Raw genomic sequence first — 24,457 nt, forward strand, 5'->3', positions numbered from 1 at the left:
CTACTTCAGCTCGTCGGTGTCATGGGGATCCGGCTCGTTGCGCTTGGCATCGCCGGGTTTGAAACCGTTGCCTGTCGCCTCCTCTGAGCCGCCCGAGGGCTTCTCGCCCAGCTCACGCTCCTTGGCTTCAAGGTCAGCCTTGAGTTTCTTCAGGCGTTCATCCTCGGCCTGGTTGCGGCGTCGGGTTTCCAGGTTCCTGAGGAATTCGGGGTCGTCGTCCGGAGCTGTTGGATAGCGGCGTACGGGCTTTGCCGTGGGCTTGCCATAGGGCCGGCCGAAGATGAACCACAGGATGGCACCCAGCAGCGGCAGGACGATCATCACGATGATCCACGCGGGTTTGGAAATACCGCGTGTTTGGTGCTTGTCCGTGCGGATAACATCCACCAGGGCATAGACGAAGATGACCAGGACAACGACGACGCCTACAACGCGGAGCATGCACCAAGTCTAGTCGCCGGAAGCCGTTCACCGGACGCCCTCTGCAGGCCCGTGATCAGAGTGCAACCATTGGGGCGGCTAAACTTGGATGGTGGCTTTCCTGAAGTATTCCCTCATTCGCCTGGCGCTCTTCGCGCCGTTGCTCGTACTCTTCTACTTTTTGGGGGTTGGGCTGATCCCGGCGGTGATCTTCGCCGGGCTGATGGCGTTCGCCATCAGCTACCTCTTCTTCCAGAAACAGCGCGACGCCGCCACGGCTGCCATGCGCGAACGTTTCTCCGGGCGGGCCAAGCCCATCAGGACCGCCGGCGAGGTTGAGGACGCCGCAGCCGAGGACGGCTTGGTGGAAAAGAACCCGGACATCGCCGTCAACAACGACAAACGCCCGGGCTCCGTCTAGGAGTTTTTGTACAGCTAACGCCCCCAAGAAGCCTTCTTGGGGGCGTTAGCTGTACAAAAACTTAGAAGCCGCGGCTCAGGATCAGCCCCAGCGAGAACAACAGGCTGTATCCGAGGTTGATCATGCCGGTCTGTTTGAGGACCGGAATGAGGCTCTTGCGCTTCTTCCCGTTCACCATCAGCCAGGCCGGCATCAAGCATGCCGGGATCAACAGCAGCACGATCAGCATCCACGGTTTGGTGGGTGCCAGGACGATCACCAGCAAGATGGCAACCGCCAGCATCAAGACGTAGCTTTCACGGGCGTGCCTGTCCCCAAGGCGCACGGCCAAAGTCCGCTTTCCCGCGGCAGTATCCGTGGGAATGTCCCTGACGTTGTTGGCCATCAGCAGGGCGCAGGCAATGAGGCCCGTACCGATCGCACCGATCACCGCCGCCAGGCTGACCTGCCCGGCCTGGGTATAGGTGGTGCCGAGCGTGGCAACGAGCCCGAAGAACACGAAGACAAAGATGTCTCCCAAGCCCATGTAGCCGTAGGGATTCTTGCCGCCCGTGTATCCCCAGGCGGCCAGGACGCATCCGATGCCCACCAGGATCAGCCACCATGACTGGGTGATGATCACCAGGATCAGGCCGCAAATCATTGCAGCGCCAAACAGTCCGAACGCGGCCCACTTCACTTGTTCCGGAAGTGCGGCGCCGGAGCCGACAAGGCGCAGGGGGCCTACGCGGTCCTCATCGGTACCGCGGATGCCATCGGAGTAGTCGTTGGCGTAGTTCACGCCGATCTGGAGCAGGAGCGCCACGAGCGCGGCCAGGATGGCATTCGGCAGCCGGAACGCTTGGAGCTCGTACGCCGCTGCCGACCCGATAAGGACCGGCGCGATGGCCGCGGGCAGTGTGCGGAGCCGGGCTCCTTGAATCCATTGTGCAGCTGTCGCCACGTGTAGTACCTCGTGTGTTTCGCGGTTGATCTTGAGCCAGGGGGTGATGGCAGAACTTGTCTATTGTCCCTGATGCAGGGTCGAAAGCTGGTCAATCATGGCCATACGGTCCGGCTTTCCGTTGGGAAGCATGGGGAGTTCCGTGTCCGCCAGCACCGTTTTAGGTGCGAGGACCCCCAGTGCTTGCTCGCGGCGGGCGGTGAATCCCTTCAGGCCCTCGGGGGAAGGATCGCTCACGGCAACGTAGGCTGCCACGGCCTGGCCCCATTCCCTCGACGGGACGCCGGTGACGAAAGCCGCTGTGACGCCGTCGAGCCCTTCCAACCGGCTTTGGATATAGGCGGCAGAGGCCTTGACGCCGCCGGTGATGATGACGTCGTCCGCCCGCCCCAGCACGGTGAGCGTGCCGTCGTCGGAGAGCTCGCCGAGATCGCCGGTAACGTACCAGCGGACGCCGTCTTCTTCGAAGAATGCAGCCTTCGAGGCGCGGGCGGCGTCCAGGTATCCCGCCGCCACGGTGTCGCCACCGAGCAGGATGCGGCCTTCCAGTTCGCCTTCGCCGATGCGGACCTCGACGCCGTCCAGCGGCTCGCCGTCGTACACGCACCCGCCGCACGTCTCGGCTGAGCCGTAGGTGGTCACCACTTTGAGTCCCTGGGCGCGAGCGGATGCCAGGAGCTCAGCGGAAGCGGGAGCGCCGCCCAGCAGGATCGCGTTGAAGCGGCGCAGGACGGCCAGGGTTTCCGGCGCGGGGGAGTCCAGGAGCCGCTGCAGTTGCGTGGGAACCAAGGACGTGAAGCGGATCTTGTCCGTGAGTTCCTCGGCGGCAGCGGTGAAGGCCTCCGGTGTGAAGCCGTTGGACTGGTCCATCACCCACGGCCGCGTGCCTGCATAGAGTGAGCGGACCAGCACCTGGACACCGGCCACATACTGCAGGGGCAGTGCCAGCAACCACTGCCCTTCGCCGCGCAGGGCCATGGCCGTGGATACAGAGGAAGCTGCAAGGGCATCGATGGTCAGGACGGTGGCCTTGGGCGTCCCGGTGGAACCGGAGGTGCGCACCACCACTGCCGCGTCCTCGACGCCGGTCTCTACGGGGACAGCCTGTGGCGCGCCGGTTTGGTCCAGGACGATTTCGACGGCGGGACCCTCGCCGTGGAGGGCGGCCATCAGGGCTTTGAGTACGGGATCAATGTCCACTGGGTGAGTCCTAGAAGTAGTAGGGGAAGCTGGACCAATCGGGATCGCGTTTTTGCAGGAACGCTTCCTTGCCTTCCACGGCTTCGTCCGTCATGTATGCCAGACGGGTGGCTTCGCCGGCGAAGACCTGCTGGCCCGCCAGTCCGTCGTCGGCCAGGTTGAAGGCGAACTTGAGCATCCGGATGGCCTGCGGGGACTGGCGGGCGATGTCAGCGGCGTACTCCAGGGCAACTTCTTCGAGCCGGGCGTGGTCCACGGCTTCGTTCACGGCGCCCATGCGAACCATGTCCTCCGCGGAATATTCGCGGGCCAGGAAGAAGATCTCCCGCGCGGCTTTCTGCCCGATCTGGCGGGCCAGCAGCGCCGAGCCGTATCCGGCGTCGAAACTTCCCACCGTGGCGTCCGTTTGCTTGAACTTGCCGTGCTCGCGCGAGGCGATGGTGAGGTCGCTGACCACGTGCAGGGAGTGGCCGCCGCCTGCCGCCCAACCGTTGACGACGGCGATGACCACCTTGGGCATGGTCCGCATGAGCCGCTGGACTTCCAGGATGTGCAGACGGCCTGCGCGGGCGGGGTCGATAAACTCAGCGGAGTCCCCGGCAGCACCTTCTACTTGGTAGCGGTAGCCGTCGCGTCCGCGGATCCGTTGGTCGCCGCCTGAGCAGAACGAGTGTCCGCCGTCCTTTTCCGAAGGCCCGTTGCCAGTGAGCAGCACCGTGGCAACGTCCGGCGTCATGCGAGCGTGGTCCATGGCACGGTAGAGCTCATCCACCGTGCCCGGACGGAACGCATTGCGGACTTCGGGGCGGTTGAATGCGATCCGGACGGTGGGGAGGTCCTTGGTGGTGCCGTCCGCGGAACGCTCTACCTGCCGGTGGTAGGTCATGTCCTTGAAGTCATCAAAGCCGGAAACTGTGCGCCAGCGTGAGGGGTCAAAGATGTCGGAAACCTTGGCAGGGAGATCGTTGTTCACACTCCGAGTCTAGTAATGGCCTTAGCTGATGCAGAACTCGTTGCCCTCGGGGTCGGCCATGGTGTGCCATTGGTGCGGTCCCTGGTTGGCGGTCCACAAGTATTTGGCGCCGCGGGCTTCAAGTTGTTTGCGCACGTCATCCTTGTCCCGGCCGTCCAGCCTGACATCCCAGTGCACGCGGTTCTTGACGGACTTTTCCTTTGGGTCGGTTTGGAACAGGATGCGCCGGCCGGTCTTGGGGTCCGTGTCCTCAGCAGGCACGATCGCGCAGCCCTCGGCCCACACCAGCTTGCCGTTGTGCGTGATGGTTTGGTCCTCGGTGGCGAACCCCTGCTCAATCATGGACCGGATGAACGCCTCGTCCTGCGGCTCCACGTTCCATTCCAGCGTTTCGGCCCACCAGTCGGCGAGGTCATGCGGCTTTTTGCAATCGACTACTACCTGGATGTTCAGTGTCATGCCTCCCACGCTATGCCCGACGACGGGTGGTCGGGTAGGGCTTTGCGGTCACGTTTAGTCCGGGTTCCGATAAGAGCCTAAGACGGCGGCTGTTCGCTTCTCCATCGTTGGAGATGTGCATACATCACCTTGACATATTGTCATGACATAGATCACAGTTGGTGCAGGAAAGGCTTTTCCTACCAAGGCAGCGTGGCCCCCGCGCCACGTCCTAGTTCCGCAGTCGGGCCCCCGGGCCGGCAGCCCCGTGAGAAAAGGACAGAGCATTGTCAGAGCAGACACGCATCTCCAGCATCAGCCGCAGGCAGTTCGGATTGACGGCATTCGGCCTCTCCGCCCTCGCGGTCGGACTTTCTGCCTGTAGCGGTGGTGGCGCCTCCGCCGAGGGCGGTGCCAAAACCCTCCAACTGGTCCTTTCAGGGGACACCAACCAGGGTGGCGCCTTCGCCGCGGCTGCGGCGAAGTACAAGGAAGCCACCGGAATCACCATCGAGGTGGTGGACGTACCCACTGCGGACATCACCACCAAGCTGAAGAACGCCGCAACGGCCAACGACCTTCCGGCGCTGGCACGCGTCACGAGCCTGGACCCCATCTGGGTGAATCAGCTCCAGGACCTCAGCGATATTGCCAAGGCCCGGAACATTGATGAAAAATTCCTGCAGACGGCCCCCGACGGAACATTGCCCGCCATCCCGTCAGACCTCACGGCGGTAGGCCTGTTCGTGAACAAGAGCCTCTTCGACAAAGCCGGGGTGGCATACCCCGCCACCATCGACTCGACCTGGACGTGGGATGAGTTTGTGGCAGCCGTGAACCAGGTCCGCGAGAAGGCCGGGGCCAAGTACGGAATGGTGATGGACCGTTCCGGCCACCGCTTGCGCGCCATGATGTACGAGTTCGGCAGCGACGCCTTTGCAAAGAACGGTGACAAGTATGCCGCCGATGAGAAGGCTGTTGAGACGTTGGAGTACTTCCAGAAGATCAACGATGACACCACCATGCCCAAGTCCGTATGGCTTAGCGGAGAAGACGGCAACGCCATGTTCAAGAGCGGGCAGGTTGCCGCCTACTATTCGGGCAGCTGGCAGGTGGCCGACTTCAACAAGAACATCAAGGACTTCGAGTGGCTTTCCGTGCCGCTGCCCAAGAAGGAAGTCAACGCCACCAACCTCGGCGGCGGCTTCATGGTCGCCTTCAAGGACACCGGCGCGGACGACGAAGCCAAAAAGTTCATCGACTGGTTCTACGATGACGCCAACTACACCGAGTTCGCCAAGCTTGGCGGCTACCTGCCGGTCAAGGAGAGCCTGAAGGTGGAATATCCCTACCAGCAGGCCTCTTTTGAGCTCTACCAGCAGCAGATCGCCGGGAACGAGGCCAAGGGCGACAACGCCATCAAGCGCGTCGTGGCAGAGGCCTATGCCGAGACTCCCTTCTCCGGTGACCCCTTGAGGGAGGAAACCGTGAAGATGCTGGGCGGCAGCCAGGATGCCAAGACCACGGTGGAGAACATCGTGAAGCTCTACAACGGCGCCTAAGCCATGGCTAATTCAACGCTCAGCCCGGCGGTGAGGCCGGAGCAGCCCGGCTCACCGGCGGCGCGCAGCAAGTCCCAACAACGGCGGCGCAACCGCTATGTCATCGCTCCGCTGATCCTTGTTGGCGTCAACGTGGTGCTGTTCCTGGTGTTCTTTGTTTGGCCCGGTGCGCTGGGGCTGATCTATTCGTTCACTGACTACCGCGGCGTGGGCAAGCTGAACTTCATTGGTCTTGCCAACTTCCAGAAGCTGTTTGCCGACAGCACCTTCTATGCGGCTCTGACCAGGACGTTCCTGTACACCGTCCTCTCGGTTCCGTTGGTTTACGTCTCGTCCCTGGGCATTGCTTCCCTCCTGGTCAGCAAAGCCACGCGGGGGAGGACGGCGGCCAAAGTGATCATCTTCCTGCCGTGGCTGATCTCGCCGATCGTGGTGGGTGTCATCTGGAAATGGATGTTCGGCCAGGACTTTGGCTTCGTCAACTTCGTCATCACCACCTTGGGCGGCGGCCCGGTGCCGTGGTCCAGCAACGGGAACCTCGCGTTGATGGTGGTCATTTTCGCCTCGGCCTGGGGTGGTACGGCCTTCAACATGCTGCTGTTCATCGCGGCGCTGAAGAACATCCCCGAGGCCCTCCTGGAGGCGGCCGAACTGGATGGCGCCAATGCCTGGCAGCGGTTCCGGCATGTGATCCTGCCCGGCATCGCGCCGACGTCGTTCATGGTCATCCTGCTCTCCACCATCCACGCCATGAAGGAGTTCGCCATGATCCAGGCACTCACCAACGGCGGGCCGGGAACGGAGAACACGTTGATTGTCCAGTACATCTACAAGACCGGCTTCGAGCAATCCAAGGTTGGCTACGCCAGTGCTGCCTCCATGGTGCTGATGGTGGTCCTGTTGGCTATCGCGCTGATCCAGCTGCGCTTCAACAAGAAGAAGGGCTGAACCATGGCAACAGCTACCAAATTGCCGCCCGCTGCAGGAGCCCGGCCCTCCGGGAAGTCCGGACCGGGCCGCGCCAAACGGAAGAACCTCTCCGCTCCGCTCACGGCCGTGCTGTGGGTCATCGTGGCCATCTATGCCCTGCCGCTGCTGTGGTTCCTCCTGAGCTCGTTCAAGCCCGGAAGTGAGCTGTTCAGTTACCCCCTGTCCATGATTCCCCGCGAATGGACGTTCCAGGGTTTCGTGGATGCCTGGGAACGGGTTGATTTTGCCCGGTACTTCATCAACACCGCCACGGTTTCACTGGTCACCACGGTCCTCACCGTCTTCTTCAGTGCCTGCACCGGTTACGCGCTGGCCAAGTACAACAACAAAGGAACGCGGCTCTTCTTCGTCTGCATCCTGGCCACCACCATGCTGCCCACTGAAGTGATACTGAACCCGACCTTCTCCGTCATCCGTGATCTGGGCCTGTACAACTCCCTGGCGGGCATCATTGTGCCGTCTGTCCTCACGGCCACGGGTGTGTTCATGTTCCGCCAGTTCTTCCTGACGGTCCCGGACGACCTCCTGCACTCGGCCAGGATCGACGGCGCCAGCGAGCTGGCCATCTTCTTCCGGATCATGCTCCCGCTGTCCAAGCCCATCCTGTTCACCCTGGCCATCTTCTCTTTCCAGTGGCGGTGGAATGACTACATCTGGCCGCTGATCGTGCTGAACGACCCCAAGTGGTACACCCTCCAGGTGGCCCTGCGCAGCATTGTGGGGGCGGAAAACATCGACTGGCCCGTGCTGCTGGGTGCCTCCGTGATCTCCATCCTCCCGCTGGTGCTGGTGTTCGCGGTGTTCCAAAAATATGTACTCAACGCCGACGTCAGCGCCGGACTGAAGGATTAGGGGCAACAGTGAATCAGCAAACAGCATCAGTTGCCGTGGACGCATCGTTCCTCGACCGGCTGGTGGGGGCGGCCGATCGCCAGGTCACCACCATGATCGAAGCGTCCGACGGCGGTGCGGCAGCTTTGGCGCACCGCCCCGCCATGGGCAGGTTGCTGGCTTTAGCCACGGTCTACACGCAACCCGGATCCGTTCACGCGGGTTCGGCCAGGCTGCCCGGGCTCATGGCCGATTGCATTGCAAGGCTCGAGCACCTGCAGGGACCAACCGGCCTGTTTGACGGTACCAACCTGAGTTCGCCCCCGGACTCTGCCTTCACCATCAATGACGCCTGCATTGCCCTGGAGATCCTGGGTTCCCGCAGCGACGGGTTGGCCGGGACCGTCAGCCGGCTTCGCGGCGTCGTCGGGCGTATTACTGACGCCCTGGTAAGCGGCGGCGTCCACACGCCCAACCACCGCTGGGAGCTGTGTGCCGCGCTGGCCCGCATCCATGCACTGCACCAATCGGAGGGCGATCCTCGTCCGGACATCCAGCAACGCATTGGCCAATGGCTGGCCGAGGGGATCGACCAACTGCCGGATGGAATGTACTCCGAAAGGAGCCCGCTCTACGCCACCGCCGTGACCAACCCATCACTGCTGGCGATCGCTGATTACGCCCACCGGCCCGAAGTACTGGACCACGTCCGTGCCAACCTCACGGCTTTCCTGCCGTGGTTCAGCAGCGATGGCAGTGCGGAGTCCTTGTTCTCGCGGAGGCAGGATCAATGGAACAGGTTCGACGCCGAAGCCTTCCAGTTGCTGTATCGCCGTCTGGCGCTTCAAGACGGGAACAGCGATTTCGCTGCTGCTGCGGCCTGGTTGCAGCAATTCCCGTTGCTGGAGCCGGCAAAGGCCTTGGCCAAGGTCCGGTTTGATCCATGGCTGTCAGCGGAACTGCCCTGCGCGCAGGCAACTGAGAACCTTCCTGCTGCCATGGCTCCCGGACATGCCGTGTTGGCCAGTTGTGGGATCCATCGGTTCCGGAGCGGCCGGAGCGTTGCCACGGTCTTTGGCGGGTGCGACGACGTTACTGCCGGCATCGGCTCCGGACTTGCCACCAATCCCACTTTCCTGCGCTTCGGCCATGGTGAGGCGGTCCTGACGGATGTGCGGCTCTCCCGAAGCTTCTTCGACCTCGGGCCGTTCCGCAGCCGGCGCGCCGTTGTCGATGGTCCCGCGGTTCGCCTCGGAGACGAGCTCAGTACCAACTTCTACCTGCCGTTGCCGGTAGACCTGCAGCGCTCGGACGGCATCTACCCGTTGGTCCACGAAGGACGCTTCAGTGCCGCCATGGACTTCGGCAACCGCCCCGCCGTGGAGCATCGACTGGCAACGTCCATCACGGTCACGCCGAATGCTGCGCACGGAACAGTGGAACTGGAACTGGACTTCGACGGCGCCGAAACCTCATACGCCCTGGAGCTGACCTTCCGCGCGGGTGGCCAGCTGACCGGGGTTGAGGATGCCTGCGCCGGCTCCGGGACCTTCCAACTGACCTCCGGGATGGGGGCCTACCGGGTAGGGGATGACGTGATCGAGTTCGGCCCAGGCAACGCGGCGGACCCGGACAGCCCGCCGGTGTACAACCCGGGGGAGGCCTACCGCTATCCAGGCGGCTCCAACGCCACCTATGGCGTGAAGGTCTACATCACGGGAAGGACCTTGGGCAGTCATCGCGTGGTGTTGAAGGGGAGGAGCGACTCCTAGCCAGGCAGCAGCTCCGAAGGGATGGCGTAGATGAGGACTACGGCCATGAGGTTCTTGGCGGCGTGGACGAAGTAGGAGAACATCAGGTTTTTCCCGGTCCAGACATAGACCGCCACGAGGACCACGGCCATGCCCAGATACGGTGCAAGGGCGGACAACACCAAGCCTTCGCGGCCCACCACATGGATGGAGGCGAAGACCACAACGGAGATCACGCAGCAAATCCAGATGTTCAGGTAGCGGGACAACTTGCCGATCAACAAGTGACGGAACAGGTATTCCTCAACGAACGGGCCCAGCAGCACAAGCAGTGGCACCATGAGCCACGCCGGTACTTGCTGCAGCAGGCCTTGGATGCCCAGCTGGTTTTCGGAGCTTTGGGCTGTGCCGAATGCCGCCACCAGGATGGCCGTGAGGATGAGCATCACCACAATGGCCAGCGGGACCATCCCCAGGGTGAACCAAGGCCTGGTGCCCAGGATCTTGAGGTCCCTCACCATGACGCGCCAGGCTGAGGCCACCGCGAATATTCCGACGCCGGCATAGAAGATCGCGTTGACGGCATAGGATGCGGTGGCCGGCTCGGGAAAAAGCTGCAACACCAGTCGTTCCACGGATTCACCGGCAAAAGTGAAGTAAGCGGTAAAAGCGAGGTAGACGGCTATGGCAAGGGCATCGAGGGCAGTGAATCTGTACAAGGATGCCTTGGTGGAAAGTGTGCCCATAACACCAGCCTAGCTTTGCCGGGTGGGCCTTGCTTGGCTACACTTTTCGGTATGCCTAACTTTTCGTTTCGGCGCGCCAAAGATGTCCGCCGTTTCGCTGCTGTCCTGACCATCATTGCCCTTGCCCTGGGAGTCTCTGCCTGCGGAGGCAACTCCTCCGCGGAGGGCGATGACAAGCCCGTGGTGCTGACCACGTTCACTGTGTTGGCAGACATTGCCAAGAACGTTGCCGGGGACAAGCTTCGCGTCGAATCCATCACCAAAGCCGGCGCCGAAATCCACGGCTACGAGCCAACCCCAGGCGACATCCGCAAAGCCGCCCAAGCCGACCTGATCCTGGATAACGGGCTCAACCTTGAGGCGTGGTTTGCCCAGTTCGTGGAGGACCTCGATGTGCCGCATGCCGTGGTCAGTGACGGCGTGGACGTCATGCCCATTGCCGAGGATTCATACCAGGGCAAGCCCAACCCCCATGCGTGGATGTCACCCAAGAACGTCCAGATCTACGCAGAGAATATGGCCAAGGCCTTCGCGAAGCTCGACCCTTCCCACGCTTCAGAGTTCGAGGCCAACGCCAAGTCCTACAACGCCCAGCTACAGTCCGTGCAGGACGAGATGGTGTCCAAGCTCTCCGTCCTGTCGGAAAAGCAAAGGGCACTGGTCACCTGCGAAGGCGCCTTTTCCTACCTTGCCCGGGATGCCGGCCTCAAAGAGGTCTACATATGGGCCGTCAACGCCGAGCAACAGGCCACGCCCCAGCAGATCACCCGGGCCATCGAGTTCGTGAAAGAGAACCAGGTTCCGGCAGTGTTCTGTGAATCAACTGTCTCCGACGCCCCCATGCAGCAGGTGGTGGGAGCTACGGACGCCACGTTCGGCGGGACGCTGTACGTCGATTCCCTCTCCGAAGCCGACGGGCCCGTTCCCACCTACCTCGACCTCATCCGCCACGACGCCAAAGTCATCACCACGGCCCTCACAGGAGGAACGTCATGAGCACCCACGCCATCTCCGTTGAAAACGTCACCGTCCACTACGGTGAAGTCCTGGCCTTGGACTCGGCATCCCTGACGTTGGAACACTCCCGGATCTGCGGCCTGGTGGGCATGAACGGCTCGGGCAAGTCCACACTGTTCAAAGTCATCATGGGCATGGTGAAACCCGACTCCGGCAAGGTCCTCATCAACGGCGAGCCACCGGTGAAGATGCGCAAGGAAGCCGGAATCGGCTACGTGCCCCAGAGCGAGGATGTGGACTGGGCTTTCCCCCTGTCGGTCCGGGATGTGGTGATGATGGGCCGCTACGGGCACCTCGGATTCACGCGCCGGCCCCGCAAAGCCGATCGGGACGCCGTCGAGCATGCCTTGGAGCGGGTTGAACTGGGCGAGTTTGCCGACCGCCAGATCGGTCAGCTGTCCGGCGGGCAGAAGAAGCGGGCCTTCGTGGCCCGCGGCATTGCCCAAGGTGCCACCATGATGTTGCTGGACGAGCCGTTCGCCGGAGTGGACAAGCGGTCAGAGGCAACCATCACCCGCCTCCTCCGCGAGTTGGCGGAGGACGGCGCCACCATACTGATCTCCACCCACGATCTCCATGCGCTCCCGCAACTCTGCGATGAAGCCGTGCTCCTGATGCGCAAGGTGCTGATGCATGGAAGCCCGGACACCGTGCTCCAACCGGAAAACCTGGCCATGGCCTTCGGCCTCGACGTCATGAACAGGGGCTGAGCCGTGGAATTCCTGCTGGAACCCCTGAGCTACGACTTCATGGTGCGGGCGCTGGCCACCACGGCCATCGCCGCGGTGGTCTGTGCCGTCCTGAGCTGTTGGCTCGTCCTGATCGGCTGGTCCCTCATGGGCGACGCCGTGTCGCACGCAGTGCTTCCCGGCGTCGTACTCGCCTACATTGTGGGTGCGCCGTTCGCACTGGGCGCGCTGGTGTTCGCCCTGATCGCGGTGACGTTGATCGGGGTAGTCCGCAACACCAGCAGGGTGAAGGAAGACGCGGCGATCGGCATCGTGTTTACTTCGCTGTTCGCGCTGGGCCTGGTCCTGATCTCGGTGACGCCCAGCCAAACAGACCTGAACCACATCATTTTCGGCAACTTGCTGGGTGTCAGCGTCCCGGACCTCATCCAGGTGGTGGTCCTCGGCGTGGTGGCTTTCGCCATCCTGATCCTCAAACGCCGCGACCTCACCCTGTACGCCTTCGATCCCACGCATGCGCACGCCATTGGCCTCTCGCCCCGCAGGCTCAGCGCGCTGTTGCTGGGGTTGCTTGCCTTGACCTCAGTGGTGGCGCTGCAGACTGTGGGGGTAGTCCTTGTGGTGGCCATGCTCATCATCCCGGGTGCCACGGCCTACCTGCTGACGGACCGATTCTCGCGGATGCTGATCATCGCACCGGTCATCTCCGTGGTGTGCTCCGTGGCGGGCATCTACCTCAGCTACTACCTGGACACGGCCTCGGGGGCCCTGGTGGTGCTGACCCAGGGTGTGGTGTTCGCGTTCGTCTACCTGTTCAGTCCGCGGCAGGGGCTCATCGGGACGCGGCTGGCCAAGGCCCGGCGGAAGCGGGCTCTCGCAACGGTGTAGCTTAGGCGTGCGCTGTTGCGGGTGAACGCGTCACTGTGATGTCGCCATAGGCGTTGCGGGCGCGGATCTCCACTGTTGTGCTGCTTTCGCCCGGTCCGCTGCCGGGCTCGAGGGTGTTGGTTACCCGTCCATACTTGGTGCTGAGGTCCAGCCAGGCGGCCGTGCCTTGACGCACACCGACGCTGAGGGTGCCCGCAGCCGTTTGGACCGTGAGGCTCCCGGCGGACACCTCGCCCACGGTGATGTCACCGCTGGATGCTTTCACGGTGGTGGACATCCCTGCCCGTTCCAAGGAGACATCGCCGTTGGCTACGCTGACCGTGAGCGTTCCCGAAGCCTGGGAGATGTAAGTGCTGCCGTTGCCGTTTTTCACGGAAACAACTCCGTCAATGTCCCGGATGCGGATCTTGCCCGAGCCGGTCTTGATCCTTGACCTGCCTGAGGCGCGTTCCACCATGACGTCACCCATGTCCGTATGTGCCCGGAGCTCGCCGCATTGGTCGATCCGGATGTGGCCTAGATCGGTTTTCAGGTCTGCAGTACCGAACGTACCGTCGCAGAGGAGGTCTCCCATGGCGGACTTCAATTCCAGGCTGCTGCCAGTGGGAACCTCCACAGTGATCTCCACTGCACCCCCGTCGCTGAACCAGGTATGGCGGAACGCAGGGTGCAGCCTGACCTGGAGGCGCCCGTCGGAGTAGTCCGCGGTGGTCTGCTGGGCCATTTTGACGTCCATTGACCTGCCTGGCTTGCGGGGCCGGACGTTGAACCCGGTGTCCTCCCTGTCGCTGGCAATGATCCGGACGTCGGCGCGAACGGAAGAGTCAACCACCACCGTGATCGGCAGGGGAGTGGGGAAGATTGTCATGATCGTGCCCATCCTGTGAAGTTCTGCTCGCCGCGTTCCCGGCTTCTTGCCCGTGGTGCGGCGTGGCCGGCGTTCAACGCCTCGGCGATAGCCCGGACCAGCCATGAGTTCACGGACACGCCTTCTTGGCCGGCCGCGTCTTCAACCCGCTGCTTGAGGTGATCCGGAAGCCGAAGCGTCGTCCGGGAGGTGCTGGCGCCGTCGAGGTCAACAGGTGCCGTGGTTCCTTGGATCGATTGTTCGATCATCGCTTCAAAGTCACTGGCGGGAGAAGGGTTGCCCACCACGAACTCGGGATCCCGGCCGCGGAGCCTGACCTCCACGGAGCCGGGGGCGAGTTCCAGGGTGATCTCGCGGGCTGCCTCGGAGAGCGCTTCAAGAAGGACCAACCTCACCGTGGACTCTATGACCGCGGTGAGGCGTTCGCTCAGCGCCTTCGCATCAGGTCCGCCGGCTTCGGCGGCCGCATGCAGTTGGCTCTGGACTGCGGTCACGTACTGGTTGAGCTGCATGACACCATTGTGACGCCACGATGGTGTCATATCAAGGCTATTCCTGAAGCAATGGTGTCAGCTCTTGCGGTTCGGCTTGACGAGCCCGCCTTCGCGGGGCAGGCTGGATCGATGAAGTCTTGAGCGCAGCCCCACATCTGTGGCTGCATCCCCAGTACCCACACGGCTTTAAGCCACCCACTGCGGACTTGCGAGGATCCCTCTTGACTGACCACCTTTACCTTTCCGGCGTTTCCCACGGCTATGGGGACCGCGAACTTCTGAACAACGTTGACCTCGTCATCCACCACGGCGAACACGTAGCAATCGTCGGTGAAAACGGCGCAGGAAAGTCCACGCTGCTGCGGCTGCTCTCCGGCGTGGAAAAGCCCGACGACGGCGCCGCCGGCCTGAGCGGCAACCCCGGATATCGCGTGGGTTACCTCGCCCAGACCCACGGCTTCTCCGAGTCCGTGACGGTAGGGGATGCCATCGATTCTTCCCTGGCATCGCTGCGTGCCCTTGAAGCCCAAATCCTGGACCTCGAGTCAGGCCTCGCCGATGCCGGCAATGACGAACTTGAGCTCTACGGAAGCCTGCAGACGGAGTACCAGCTCCGCGAGGGCTACGCGGCCGAATCCCGGGTGGAAGCCGCGTTGGACAAGCTGGGGCTGGGCGGCGTGGACCGGCGTCGAACGCTTGGATCTTTGTCCGGTGGCGAGCAGGAACGGGTGGCGCTCGCCTGCTTGCTGGCCGATCCCGCCGAAGCGTTGCTCCTGGACGAGCCCACCAACCATCTGGACGCGAACGGAACCGCGTGGCTTGAATCGCGGCTGGCCGCGCACCGGGGCACCGTGGTGGTGGTCTCGCATGATCGTGTCCTGCTGCGGAAAGTAGCCACCACCATCATCGAAGTGGACGCCGATCGCCGGTCCGTGAACCGCTACGGAAATGGTTATGAAGGCTACCTCCGCGAGAAGGCGGCGGAACGTGCACGGTGGATCCAGCAGTATGACGAATGGCTCGATGCCATGGCCGCCGAACGCCTCCAGGCCGCCACTGTGGGTGACCGCATGGGCTACGGCCGCAAACGCGACAACGACAAGATGGCTTTCGGGTTCAAAGCAGGCACCTTGCAGAGCGCGGTCTCCAGTAAAGTCCGCAACGCCCAGGAACGGCTCCGGAGACTCGAGGAAAACCCGGTGGACCGGCCGCCCGTGCCGCTGAAGCTGACGGCACCGTTGGGCTCAGTGACGGATGCGGTGTCCGAGCCCGCCCTGGAAGCCTGCCGCGTCAGCGTCCCGGGGCGGCTGCAACCCACGGACCTAACAGTGGAAACCGGCCAAAAGGTGCTCATCACCGGGCCCAACGGCGCAGGAAAATCCACGCTGTTGTCAGTGCTGACGGGGAACCTGGAGCCCGCCACCGGCTCCGTATCCGTTAACGGGACGGTGGGCTACCTGCAGCAGGAATTGGAGGTACTGGCCCGCCCGTCGCTCCGGTTGCTTCCTGCGTTCGCTGCGGGACTGGGCGGAAACATTGATGAACACGCGGAGGGCTTGCTCCGGCTGGGACTATTCCGCCCTGCCGAATTCCACGTGCCTGTTGGCGGCTTATCCGCGGGACAGCAACGCCGGCTGGCCTTGGCGCGGCTGCTTCTGGGCGGGTACCAAACCATGATCGTTGATGAGCCCACCAACCATCTGGCACCGGTGTTGGTGGAACAACTGGAGTCAGCGCTGGCCTCGTTTGCCGGGACCTTGGTGATCGTGAGCCATGACCGCGCCTTGGGAGAGTGGTTTGATCACTGTGCCCGGGTTGAGGTCGGTGGCCGTGCCGCCGCCTCCGGCCGGGGCGCTTCGGCAGGTTCATGGGTCCGTTACGGGATGCAGGGCGGCGAATTGCTGTAGTCCGCAGTGCCTTGGCCAGCAGGTGGTTCACCGCCGGTGAGCTGTTCGCAAAGCGATCGTTACCCCCTGTCTTGCGGGCGGAAACACGGGATCGAGCATCCTGAAACAACGGCAGAGCACCATGGGAAGGGAACCGGCCGAAAGGACTTGTCCCGTGATCATCCAGAATCTCTTCCTGCAGGGCATCTACCACTTTGAAGGCAGTGGGCTGGATAAACCGGTTCCCATCCACGCCGAGCTCTCCCACTTTGTCCCGGACGGCGTGGTCAACCAGACACTGTACTTCCGTGGCGGCAATTCAAGCCCGGAGCTGATCACCGTGGTGCTGATGCGCGACCGCATCCCGCTGCGCTATTTTCCGATTGGTGCCAAGGGCGATGTCCACGTTCCCCTCAGGGTGGTGGAGGACACGGAAGGCGGCTCGGTGATCGAGTTGTTCATCGTGGCCCCTGCGGGCGTACGGGGTTCGGTGGTGGTGGACCTCGGCATGGTGGAGCACTGATGAAGAAACAGTTGGTGGTGATCGGCAACGGCATGGCCGGTGCCCGGGTGTTGGAGGAAATCCTGGCCAGGGGCGGCGGTGATCTCTTCGACATCACCGTGTTCGGCGACGAGCCCTACGGAAATTACAACCGGATGATGCTCGGCCAGGTCCTGGCCGGGGAGGCAAGCGAAGCCGGGATCATTCTCAATTCCCTGCCGTGGTACCAGGAGAACAACATCACCCTGCACACCGGGGTCCGGGTGGATCGGATCGACAAGTTCAGCCGGCACGTTTTTGCCGCCGATGGCCGCGTTGTCCAGTACGACCACCTGATCATCGCAACCGGGAGCCGGCCTTACCTGCCACCCATGGAGGGGCTCTTCACACCCAGCGGGACTCTCCGCCACGGCGTCTTCACGTTCCGGACCATGGACGATACCCGCAGGATGATGCAGTTCGCCGGGCTCGGGCAGCGCGGGGGTCAGCAGGGCAAGGTTGTGGTGCTGGGCGGTGAGTTGCGGGGGGTGGAGGCTGCCCGGGGTTTACAGGCCTGCGGCTTGGAGGTCCACCTGCACGCCGGAAACCGGCCCACTGCCATCCTGGGGTGGGACCACATCAGCGGCGTCAGCCTGCGCGATCAACCCGACCTCGACTGCGACATGGTGGTGATCACCGCAGGCAACAGACCCAACGTGGATGTCGCCGTCGTCAGCGGTTTGGCGGTGGAGCGCGGGATTGTGGTGGATGACCATCTGCGGGTGATGGACGAGGACGGGATCTACGCCGTGGGGGAGTGCGCCCAGCACCGGGGTGAGGTGTATGGGCACCTGGCTCCCTTGTGGGATCAGGCCGCCGTGCTGGCCGACCACATCACGGGAGCTGACAGATCGTCGATGTATCCGGGGTCCCCGGCAGCAATTGTCCACAGCCCCCTGTTGCCTGCGTCACGGGCATTCGGGTTAATCCCGTAAGATAGACGGGTTGCGCGAAGCTTCGGCGTTCTGCGTTCTTTGTCACACTTCGGCTCCTCAAAGGAGGAAAAGCTCGAATTATGTGTGCCAAAGACGCCCGTGTTCCGGCATGGGCGTGACACCTACAGCAACACCCCAACCCACAAGGAACAGCTGTGCCGCAAAGTACTCCCACAGATCTCCAGAGCTCCAAGGCCTCATCCGCCGCCTCGGGCTCAACCCTCAGTGCCGAGGGATACCAGAAGACCCTGAGTCGCCGCCACGTGACCATGATCGCCATGGGCGGCGCCATCGGCGTCGGCCTCTTCATGGGTGCCGGCGGCCGCCTGGCCTCCACCGGCCCGGCCCTGATCTTCTCCTACGCCATTGCCGGCGTCATCGCCTACCTGCTGATGCGCGCGCTCGGTGAACTCATCATGTACCGCCAGACGTCCGGCTCCTTCGTGAGTTACGCGGGCGAAATGTTCGGCAAGAAGGGTGCCTTCCTTTCCGGCTGGATGTACTTCATCAACTGGGCCATGACAGGCATTGCCGAGCTCATCGCAATCGGCCTGTACTTCCAGTTCTTCTTCCCGAATGTGCCCATTGAACTGTCCGCCATCGCCGCGCTGGTGCTGCTGGTGGCCGTGAACCTGTTCAGCGTCAAGGCGTTCGGCGAGTTCGAATTCTGGGCTTCCTGCCTTAAGGTCGCGGCCATCGTGATCTTCCTGGCCGTCGGCACCTTCATGGTGGTCACCAACGCCAAGGTCGGTGACGGCAATGCGTCCGTGGCCAACCTCTTCCACGAAGACGGCGGCATGTTCCCCAAGGGTGGCCTGGTGATGATCCTGGTCCTCAACGCCGTGATCTTCGCATACAACGCCATCGAGCTCGTTGGCATTACCGCAGGTGAGATGGAAAACCCGGAACGCGAAGTTCCCAAGGCGATCCGCGCCGTCGTGGTCCGCATTGTTGTTTTCTACGTCGGTTCGGTGACGCTGCTGGCGATGCTGCTGCCCTCGGATCAGTACGTTGCCGGCACTTCGCCGTTCGTTACCGTGTTCGGCCAGATGGGCCTGGGCTGGATGGGTGATGTCATGAACATGATCGTCATCACCGCCGCGCTGTCTTCCTGCAACTCCGGCCTGTACTCGATCGGCCGTATCTTCCGCACCATGGCCAACAACGGCCACGCACCGCAGTGGCTCACCAAGATGTCCACCCGCCACGTGCCGTACGCCGCAATTCTCGCGATCGGTGGCGTCTACCTCGTAGGCATCCTGCTCAACATCTGGCTGGGCGGCTCCTACGCGTTCGACCTCGCGCTGAACACGGCCTCCATCGGTGTGATCTTCACGTGGGGCTCAATCTTCGCCAGCCAGATCGCCCTTCGCAAGAAGCGCGGCAAGGTTTCCAGCCTGCCGATGCCCGGTTCTCCGTGGACCAGCTGGCTTGGGCTCATCGCCTTGCTGGCCATCACGGTGCTGATTGGCTTCGACTCCATGACCAACAAGGAAACCGGCGAGGTCTTCCTGCTCGGTCTCTGGACACTCGCCACCATCCCGTTCTTCGCGCTGGTCCTCTGGCTCGGCTGGCAGAAGGTCAAGAACAACGAACCCAAGAGCGAGCTCTTCAGCTAAGCCGCCCCTGGTTCCAGCATTTCAAACGTACGACGGCGCGTGCCTCCTTCCGGGGGCACGCGCCGTTTGCGTTGGGGGCCCTTGCGTTGTGGGGCCTGCTGTGCGGCCTAAGTGGGGTGTGAAGCGCGCATACCGGGCCTCGCAACGCAGGGGGCTTCGCGTTGTGGGGCCTGCTGTGCGTTCTAATTGGGGTGTGAAGCGCGCATACCGGGCCTCGCAACGCAGGGAGGTCGCGTTGTGGGGCCTGCTGTGCGGCCTAACTTGGGTGTGAGGCGCGCATACCGGGCCTCGCAACGCAGGGAGGTCGCGTTGTGGGGCCTGCTGTGCGGCCTAACCGAACTTGGGGATCAAGACGGGAGTGCTCTTCTTGTACTCCTCGTACCCGGCCTCCCCGCCCCAGGTCTTGTCAGCCTTCTTCTCCAGCAGGGGGATGCCGCTGACCTTGGTGAGCAGGAGGGTCACGAACACCGGGGAAATCAAGGCAACCCACTGCCAGCCCTGGAGCACCGGGATGGCGATGATGGCCACCCCGGTCCACAGGAGGATCTCCCCGAAGTAGTTGGGGTGCCTGGACTTGGCCCACAGTCCAGTGGAAATGAACCGGCCCTTGTTGGCGGGATCGGCCTTGAACCGGCTCTTCTGCTTGTCGGCCACGATCTCGATGACGAATCCGGCCGCCCACAACACGAATCCGAGGACCGCCAGCCAGTCCAGGGCTACCCGGTTGGTGCTGGTGATGGCCACCCAGGCTGCAGCTGCCGTGAATACCACCCAGAGTCCTTGGATGGTCCAGACGTTGAGGAAACGGACCAGCGAGGGCTTGATGTCGTCGAAGCGGTCGTCCTTGCCTGCCTTGTGGATCCGGCGGGACAAGAACGTGCCCAGCCGGAGCGCCCATGCGGCCACCATGGCTGCGAGGAGGAGCGAGCGGGCATCGATCCCCGGCGTCGCGATCACCAGCAGCACGGTAATGGCCACATAGGTCAGGGAGCCGGTGAGGTCGAAGTACTTTTCCGTTTGTGCCTTGAACGAGGGAATGAACACCAGCCACTGGATGATGAACGCGCCGGCTACTGCTGCCGCGAACAGCGGAACTCCGGCGAGGCTTGCCCCATGGTGGCTTCCGGCCGCGGCGACGAGCGCCCCTAGCAGTACCACCACGGGAAGGGCGATGAGACCTTTCCGGTCTGAATCCTTCACGAGGGTGTTTCCTTTCTCGGTGGCTGCACGCGCCGGACTTTGCAGCCGCCGATACCTAGCCTGTTTGATGTTCAAACTAATTTGATTACTATATAACCATGCAAAACCATCAGAAGGCTACCGGTGACTCCGGGCATCCGGTTTCCCGGACGTTGCAAGGCCTGTTCGGCCTCGCTAACGAGACCGAGCGCAAAGTAGCCCAGGCACTGGGACTCAATCTCACCGACTACCGCGCCCTCACTGTCCTGGCCGATTCGGGTCCTGTCACAGTGGGCGTCCTCGCCTCTGATCTGGGTGCCACCGCCGCCACCACCACCGCGCTGGTCAGTCGCCTGGAAGCGCACGGCTATGTGGAGCGCCTCCGCAGCACCGAGGACCGGCGTCAAGTCCATGTCAACGTCACCACCACGGCATCCCGTCGGATCAAGGACCTGATGCGGCCGCTCCTTTCTGCTGCCAATGCCCACCTGGACGGATTGCCCGCTGACCACCAGGTCGTCGTCGGGGATTTTCTGGACGCCGTCCTGGACCTCATGCAGGACCACCTGCAGTCGCTCTCGGCAGAGGATGCCCGGTGAGAGAATTCACCTCGCCGCCGCTGATCGATCTCGCCAACCACCGCAATGCCACCGAACTGCTGATGCAGCGACTCCGGACAAACCCAGGGCACGTCGCTTTCGAGGTCCGCGCTGCAGATGCGGCCGTTACGGAGCCATGGCGGCAGGTCACCACCGAACAGTTCGTTGACGAAGTCCGGGCGCTGGCCAAGGGTTTCATCGCCGCAGGCATCCAGCCGGGGGAGTCCCTGGCCATCATGTCCCCAACCCGGTACGAGTGGGCGCTGGCCGATATGGCCGCCTGGTTCGCCGGCGCCGTCGTGGTTCCCGTCTACGAAACCTCAGCGGCACCGCAAGTGACGGCGATCCTTGCCGATGCCGATGTCCGGCTCGCCGTAGCCGGCAGCGCGGTTCACGCCGCTTTGCTGGAGCAAGGGTTCAACCATGCAGGAATCCAGCCGCTGGGGATCTGGACCATCGATGCCAGGCCCGGCGCGGACCTGACGGACCTGGTGGCACGCGGCGTCGGAATACCGGAGAGCACTGTGGAGGAGCGGCGTCTTCTGGCTGACCTGGACTCCGTAGCCACCATTGTCTACACCTCCGGCACCACAGCTGCTCCCAAGGGTGCCCTCATCACCCACGGCAACTTTGTGGGCCAGGTGCTCAATGTTGCCGGCGCCTACACCGAGGTGGTCCGCGAGGGCGGAAACACCATCATTTTCCTGCCCATGGCGCACGTCCTGGCCCGTGGCCTCCAGCTGGTCTGCCTGGCCAACGGCATGCGTATTGCCCACTTGTCTGATCCCCGCGACGTCGTCTCTGCGTTGGGTGCCCTGAAGCCCACGTTCCTGGTGGTGGTTCCGCGCGTGCTGCAGAAAATCCAGGCATCCGCCGCTGCCGCCGCAACGCAGAAACGGCTGGGACGCGTTTGGGCTGCGGCGCAACGCACCGCCGTGGAGTGGGGACGGTTTGCTGAAGGGCACGACGCCGATCCCCACCTGCGTGCCCCGGCCGGCCTTCGCCTGCGGCGGGCTCTGTTTGACCGCCTTTTCTATGCCCGGTTGCGGAAATTGGTGGGCGGGCGGCTCGATTACCTCCTTTCCGGCGCGGGGGCGCTGGACGCCGATCTGTCCCTCTTTTTCCGCGGACTGGGACTTCCCGTCATTGAAGGCTATGGCCTGACCGAAACCACAGCCCCGCTGACGGGCAACCTCCCCGGATCCATCAATTCCGGGTCCGTGGGTGTCCCCATGCCCGGAACCACCGTGCGTCTTTCAGGCGAGGGGGAGGTGCTGGCGCGCGGAGTGGGCGTCTTTGCCGGCTATCGGAGGGAGTCGGACGACGCAGAAGCCTTTGTGGACGGCTATTTCCGGACCGGCGATCTGGGCGAATTGGATCACCTGGGCCGGCTCACGCTGAAGGGCCGGATCAAGGATGTGATTGTCACCGCCGGCGGGAAAACCATCTCCCCGGCCATTTGGGAAGGCTACGTTGAAGGGGATCCCTTGGTGGCCCATGCCGTGATGGTCGGGGAGGGCAAGCCGTATCTAGGTGGGCTGGTGCTGCTGGATCCCGAGTCCTTGGCCGCGTGGGCGGAACGTGAGGGCATCGCGGACCTCAAAGGGCTGCGGATCCCGGACGACGGCGGTGCTGTCCAAATTGATGACGTGCGGCTTCTTGCGCTCATTGGTCAGGCCGTCAGTGACGCCAACGCGAAAATTGCCCGTTCGGAGCAGGTCAGGCGGTTCGTCCTGCTCCTGACGGACCTTACGGAGGCCAACGGGATCGTGACACCCACCATGAAGCTCAAACGCGGTGCCTTTACCGAACGCGCACGGCACATCGTGGACAGCCTTTACGCTGACACCCGGCGCCAGGGATGAGCCGCGGCATGAAACGCTGGCTTCTGTCCTACGCGCTGGCTGCACTGATCTTCGCGGTCATTGATGTCGTATGGATCGTCACTGTGGCACAGCGGCAATATGAAAGCCAGATCGGACACCTCCTCGCCGCCAGCCCGCATCCTGTCGGTGCTGTCCTGTTCTACCTCGTCTTCGTTGCAGGGATTGTTCACTATGGGGTGCGGCCGGGAAAGACGGATATCACCCTGCGCCGGAGGATCCTGGGCGGGGCACTGTTCGGCTTCTTCACCTACTCCACGTGGGCTTTGACGGCGCTCGCAGTCCTCAAGGATTTCCCGCCGATGGTGGCGGTGACGGACGTCGCCTGGGGTATTGGTGTGTGCGCTGTGGTCACCTGGCTGACCGCCTTGATTGGGACTGTCAGGGGTCGGGTCTAGGCTCGATGTATGGAACACACCACCACCCTGACGCAGCACATTAAGGCAGGCCCGGAGAAAGTCTGGGCCGTTATCTCGGACATCCCGGGCTCGGCCGGCACCATCTCCGGCATCGACTCCGTCCAGTTGCTCAGTGAGGGCCCTTACGGCGAAGGCACGCGCTGGAAGGAGACCCGGACCATGATGGGCAAGCAGGAAACCGTCGAAATGTGGGTGTCCCAGGCCGACCCGCCGCGCAGCACTACCGTGAAGGCGCTGCAGGGCGGCGCTGATTACACCTCGCGCTTCACCCTGTCCGGGCGCGACGGCGGTACGGACCTTACGCTGACGTTCGGCGCCGAGGTCCTCAAACCTTCGTTCCTGAGCAAGGTGGGTATGGCTCTCTTCGGGAAAATCGGCATGAGCATGACGCGCAAAGCCCTCGCCAAGGACCTGACGGAGATCGCAGCGAAGGCGGAATCCCTCTGATGGCGGCTGCGAAGATTGCGGCCCCGAAGATTTCACCGGTCCGTTTGGAAGAACTGCGCGACGACGACGCTCCGGACTTCCAGCGCGGCGAACGGTATGACGGCGTCAGGTGGACCAAGGTTTCCGCCGATGGAGAAGAGTTGAGTGGCTCCGACTTCATCGAATGCGAACTGAACAGTGTCTCCTTCAACGAGGCACAGCTGCGGGGCGCAACGTTCCGCGAGTGCATTCTGGCCGAGCCCTATGCGCCGGTCTTCACCGCCGCACGCAGCTCCTGGCAGGACGTGGAAATCAGCAACCCCCGGTGGGGCTCAGCTGAACTCTATGAGGGCAACTGGCGATCCGTCCGGATCGACGGCGGCAAGCTGGACTACGTGAACCTGCGCGGCTCCAAGCTCATGGACCTCCAGATCTCCGATTGCATCATCAACGAATTGGATCTCGGCGCCTGTTCCGGGACCAGGATCGCGCTGAAGAACTGCACCATCGGCACGTTGGACGTCAGCGGGGCCAAACTTAAGGACGTGGATCTGCGGACGTCAGAGTTCCGCGGCATCAACGGATTGGCGGGGCTCGCGGGCGTCATTATTGACGATTACCAACTGAGCCTCATGGCACCCCTTTTGGCTGGTCACCTCGGTATTCGGGTGGTGTGAAACTGCCCTGGACCGGTCCGCAGGTGGTTTCAGCTGTTGACCGGTCCGCCGGGCCGTGTAAT

The 24,457-nt window shown here is 63.0% G+C and carries 26 protein-coding genes; 17 read left to right on the forward strand and 9 right to left on the reverse strand.

Translation table 11 applies throughout. From position 1 onward, the window contains the following. Nucleotides 1-441, reverse strand: a complete 441-nt coding sequence (locus tag M1D51_RS04730; RefSeq protein WP_458108720.1) for a PLD nuclease N-terminal domain-containing protein — start codon at nt 439-441, stop codon at nt 1-3. A gap of 88 nt (nt 442-529) precedes the next feature. Here M1D51_RS04730 and M1D51_RS04735 point away from each other — a divergent pair, with 88 nt between their 5' ends. Then, nucleotides 530-841, forward strand: a complete 312-nt coding sequence (locus M1D51_RS04735; protein WP_172323847.1) for a DUF4229 domain-containing protein — start codon at nt 530-532, stop codon at nt 839-841. A 61-nt stretch (nt 842-902) separates the two neighbouring features. Here M1D51_RS04735 and M1D51_RS04740 read toward each other — a convergent pair whose 3' ends face one another. The 4 genes from M1D51_RS04740 to M1D51_RS04755 are packed head-to-tail and all read right to left on the reverse strand — an operon-like array spanning nt 903 to nt 4,416. Further along, nucleotides 903-1,784, reverse strand: a complete 882-nt coding sequence (locus M1D51_RS04740) for a 1,4-dihydroxy-2-naphthoate polyprenyltransferase (protein ID WP_172323843.1) — start codon at nt 1,782-1,784, stop codon at nt 903-905. Between the two features lie 60 nt (nt 1,785-1,844). Further along, entirely contained in the window at nt 1,845-2,984 is a 1,140-nt protein-coding gene (locus M1D51_RS04745) for an AMP-binding protein (RefSeq protein ID WP_458108721.1), read from the reverse strand. Between the two features lie 10 nt (nt 2,985-2,994). Beyond that, entirely contained in the window at nt 2,995-3,957 is a 963-nt protein-coding gene (locus tag M1D51_RS04750) for a 1,4-dihydroxy-2-naphthoyl-CoA synthase (RefSeq protein WP_458108722.1), read from the reverse strand. Between the two features lie 21 nt (nt 3,958-3,978). Then, entirely contained in the window at nt 3,979-4,416 is a 438-nt protein-coding gene (locus M1D51_RS04755; RefSeq protein WP_172323840.1) for a VOC family protein, read from the reverse strand. Between the two features lie 266 nt (nt 4,417-4,682). Here M1D51_RS04755 and M1D51_RS04760 point away from each other — a divergent pair, with 266 nt between their 5' ends. The 4 genes from M1D51_RS04760 to M1D51_RS04775 are packed head-to-tail and all read left to right on the forward strand — an operon-like array spanning nt 4,683 to nt 9,550. Beyond that, nucleotides 4,683-5,957, forward strand: coding sequence for an ABC transporter substrate-binding protein (locus tag M1D51_RS04760; protein WP_458108723.1), 1,275 nt, complete (start codon nt 4,683-4,685; stop codon nt 5,955-5,957). A 3-nt stretch (nt 5,958-5,960) separates the two neighbouring features. Beyond that, nucleotides 5,961-6,905, forward strand: coding sequence for a carbohydrate ABC transporter permease (locus tag M1D51_RS04765; protein WP_458108724.1), 945 nt, complete (start codon nt 5,961-5,963; stop codon nt 6,903-6,905). A 3-nt stretch (nt 6,906-6,908) separates the two neighbouring features. Continuing rightward, entirely contained in the window at nt 6,909-7,799 is an 891-nt protein-coding gene (locus tag M1D51_RS04770) for a carbohydrate ABC transporter permease (RefSeq protein WP_172323837.1), read from the forward strand. Nucleotides 7,800-7,807: 8 nt separating this feature from the next. Beyond that, nucleotides 7,808-9,550: a hypothetical protein gene (locus tag M1D51_RS04775; RefSeq protein WP_458108725.1), complete on the forward strand. Its 1,743-nt coding sequence runs from the start codon at nt 7,808-7,810 to the stop codon at nt 9,548-9,550. Here the strand turns inward: M1D51_RS04775 and M1D51_RS04780 are convergent. Beyond that, complete coding sequence (locus M1D51_RS04780) at nt 9,547-10,275, reverse strand: CPBP family intramembrane glutamic endopeptidase (protein ID WP_458108726.1); 729 nt, start codon at nt 10,273-10,275, stop codon at nt 9,547-9,549. The genes M1D51_RS04775 and M1D51_RS04780 overlap by 4 nt on opposite strands. A 51-nt stretch (nt 10,276-10,326) precedes the next feature. Between M1D51_RS04780 and M1D51_RS04785 the strand changes: the two genes are divergently transcribed. From M1D51_RS04785 to M1D51_RS04795, 3 genes are read left to right on the forward strand one after another with little or no spacing between them, the layout of a single operon-like run. Then, on the forward strand, nt 10,327-11,271 hold the full coding sequence (locus M1D51_RS04785) for a metal ABC transporter substrate-binding protein (RefSeq protein ID WP_458108727.1): 945 nt from the start codon (nt 10,327-10,329) through the stop codon (nt 11,269-11,271). After that, entirely contained in the window at nt 11,268-12,002 is a 735-nt protein-coding gene (locus M1D51_RS04790) for a metal ABC transporter ATP-binding protein (protein ID WP_458108728.1), read from the forward strand. The genes M1D51_RS04785 and M1D51_RS04790 overlap by 4 nt, the downstream gene beginning before the upstream one ends. Before the next feature lie 3 nt (nt 12,003-12,005). Continuing rightward, nucleotides 12,006-12,869: a metal ABC transporter permease gene (locus M1D51_RS04795; RefSeq protein ID WP_458108729.1), complete on the forward strand. Its 864-nt coding sequence runs from the start codon at nt 12,006-12,008 to the stop codon at nt 12,867-12,869. Between the two features lies 1 nt (nt 12,870). Here the strand turns inward: M1D51_RS04795 and M1D51_RS04800 are convergent, their stop codons facing one another. After that, nucleotides 12,871-13,737 (reverse strand): DUF4097 family beta strand repeat-containing protein, encoded by an 867-nt coding sequence (locus M1D51_RS04800; protein ID WP_458108730.1) that lies wholly within the window; start codon nt 13,735-13,737, stop codon nt 12,871-12,873. Continuing rightward, nucleotides 13,734-14,249 carry a histidine kinase gene (locus tag M1D51_RS04805; protein WP_458108731.1) on the reverse strand — a complete coding sequence of 172 codons (516 nt, stop codon included), beginning with the start codon at nt 14,247-14,249 and terminating at the stop codon, nt 13,734-13,736. The genes M1D51_RS04800 and M1D51_RS04805 overlap by 4 nt, the downstream gene beginning before the upstream one ends. 203 nt (nt 14,250-14,452) lie before the next feature. On the opposite strand from M1D51_RS04805, the gene M1D51_RS04810 reads away from it, so the two are divergent. From M1D51_RS04810 to M1D51_RS04825, 4 genes are all read left to right on the forward strand, one after another. After that, entirely contained in the window at nt 14,453-16,138 is a 1,686-nt protein-coding gene (locus M1D51_RS04810; RefSeq protein WP_458108732.1) for an ABC-F family ATP-binding cassette domain-containing protein, read from the forward strand. Between the two features lie 154 nt (nt 16,139-16,292). Continuing rightward, nucleotides 16,293-16,640 carry a molybdopterin oxidoreductase gene (locus M1D51_RS04815; protein ID WP_458108733.1) on the forward strand — a complete coding sequence of 116 codons (348 nt, stop codon included), beginning with the start codon at nt 16,293-16,295 and terminating at the stop codon, nt 16,638-16,640. Then, complete coding sequence (locus tag M1D51_RS04820) at nt 16,640-17,593, forward strand: NAD(P)/FAD-dependent oxidoreductase (RefSeq protein ID WP_458108734.1); 954 nt, start codon at nt 16,640-16,642, stop codon at nt 17,591-17,593. Before M1D51_RS04815 ends, M1D51_RS04820 begins: the two co-directional genes overlap by 1 nt. Before the next feature lie 155 nt (nt 17,594-17,748). Further along, the gene (locus tag M1D51_RS04825; protein WP_172325305.1) at nt 17,749-19,212 is read left to right on the forward strand and encodes an amino acid permease; all 1,464 of its coding nucleotides are present in this window, start codon (nt 17,749-17,751) and stop codon (nt 19,210-19,212) included. Between the two features lie 330 nt (nt 19,213-19,542). Here the strand turns inward: M1D51_RS04825 and M1D51_RS04830 are convergent, their stop codons facing one another. Further along, entirely contained in the window at nt 19,543-20,412 is an 870-nt protein-coding gene (locus M1D51_RS04830; protein WP_458108735.1) for a DUF1295 domain-containing protein, read from the reverse strand. 98 nt (nt 20,413-20,510) lie between these two features. Between M1D51_RS04830 and M1D51_RS04835 the strand changes: the two genes are divergently transcribed. The 5 genes from M1D51_RS04835 to M1D51_RS04855 are packed head-to-tail and all read left to right on the forward strand — an operon-like array spanning nt 20,511 to nt 24,395. Then, nucleotides 20,511-20,990 (forward strand): MarR family winged helix-turn-helix transcriptional regulator, encoded by a 480-nt coding sequence (locus M1D51_RS04835; RefSeq protein ID WP_172325307.1) that lies wholly within the window; start codon nt 20,511-20,513, stop codon nt 20,988-20,990. Next, nucleotides 20,987-22,855, forward strand: coding sequence for an AMP-dependent synthetase/ligase (locus M1D51_RS04840; protein ID WP_458108736.1), 1,869 nt, complete (start codon nt 20,987-20,989; stop codon nt 22,853-22,855). Before M1D51_RS04835 ends, M1D51_RS04840 begins: the two co-directional genes overlap by 4 nt. A gap of 8 nt (nt 22,856-22,863) precedes the next feature. Beyond that, nucleotides 22,864-23,271 carry a DUF2177 family protein gene (locus tag M1D51_RS04845; protein ID WP_458108737.1) on the forward strand — a complete coding sequence of 136 codons (408 nt, stop codon included), beginning with the start codon at nt 22,864-22,866 and terminating at the stop codon, nt 23,269-23,271. A 9-nt stretch (nt 23,272-23,280) separates the two neighbouring features. Then, the gene (locus M1D51_RS04850; protein WP_172326543.1) at nt 23,281-23,739 is read left to right on the forward strand and encodes an SRPBCC family protein; all 459 of its coding nucleotides are present in this window, start codon (nt 23,281-23,283) and stop codon (nt 23,737-23,739) included. After that, nucleotides 23,739-24,395 carry a pentapeptide repeat-containing protein gene (locus M1D51_RS04855; protein WP_172326542.1) on the forward strand — a complete coding sequence of 219 codons (657 nt, stop codon included), beginning with the start codon at nt 23,739-23,741 and terminating at the stop codon, nt 24,393-24,395. Before M1D51_RS04850 ends, M1D51_RS04855 begins: the two co-directional genes overlap by 1 nt. Nucleotides 24,396-24,457 lie beyond the last annotated feature (62 nt).

It is taken from the genome of Arthrobacter sp. R3-55 (assembly GCF_054161505.1).

Excerpts from the sequence above, each read along its gene's own strand:
- M1D51_RS04850 (WP_172326543.1), top strand. The coding sequence starts at position 23,281 with ATGGAACACACCACCACCCTGACGCAGCACATTAAGGCAGGCCCGGAG.
- M1D51_RS04755 (WP_172323840.1), bottom strand. The coding sequence starts at position 4,416 with ATGACACTGAACATCCAGGTAGTAGTCGATTGCAAAAAGCCGCATGAC.
- M1D51_RS04805 (WP_458108731.1), bottom strand. The coding sequence starts at position 14,249 with ATGCAGCTCAACCAGTACGTGACCGCAGTCCAGAGCCAACTGCATGCG.
- M1D51_RS04730 (WP_458108720.1), bottom strand. The coding sequence starts at position 441 with ATGCTCCGCGTTGTAGGCGTCGTCGTTGTCCTGGTCATCTTCGTCTAT.
- M1D51_RS04855 (WP_172326542.1), top strand. The coding sequence starts at position 23,739 with ATGGCGGCTGCGAAGATTGCGGCCCCGAAGATTTCACCGGTCCGTTTG.
- M1D51_RS04780 (WP_458108726.1), bottom strand. The coding sequence starts at position 10,275 with ATGGGCACACTTTCCACCAAGGCATCCTTGTACAGATTCACTGCCCTC.
- M1D51_RS04790 (WP_458108728.1), top strand. The coding sequence starts at position 11,268 with ATGAGCACCCACGCCATCTCCGTTGAAAACGTCACCGTCCACTACGGT.
- M1D51_RS04770 (WP_172323837.1), top strand. The coding sequence starts at position 6,909 with ATGGCAACAGCTACCAAATTGCCGCCCGCTGCAGGAGCCCGGCCCTCC.
- M1D51_RS04765 (WP_458108724.1), top strand. The coding sequence starts at position 5,961 with ATGGCTAATTCAACGCTCAGCCCGGCGGTGAGGCCGGAGCAGCCCGGC.
- M1D51_RS04800 (WP_458108730.1), bottom strand. The coding sequence starts at position 13,737 with ATGACAATCTTCCCCACTCCCCTGCCGATCACGGTGGTGGTTGACTCT.
- M1D51_RS04735 (WP_172323847.1), top strand. The coding sequence starts at position 530 with ATGGTGGCTTTCCTGAAGTATTCCCTCATTCGCCTGGCGCTCTTCGCG.
- M1D51_RS04785 (WP_458108727.1), top strand. The coding sequence starts at position 10,327 with ATGCCTAACTTTTCGTTTCGGCGCGCCAAAGATGTCCGCCGTTTCGCT.
- M1D51_RS04820 (WP_458108734.1), top strand. The coding sequence starts at position 16,640 with ATGAAGAAACAGTTGGTGGTGATCGGCAACGGCATGGCCGGTGCCCGG.
- M1D51_RS04845 (WP_458108737.1), top strand. The coding sequence starts at position 22,864 with ATGAAACGCTGGCTTCTGTCCTACGCGCTGGCTGCACTGATCTTCGCG.
- M1D51_RS04835 (WP_172325307.1), top strand. The coding sequence starts at position 20,511 with ATGCAAAACCATCAGAAGGCTACCGGTGACTCCGGGCATCCGGTTTCC.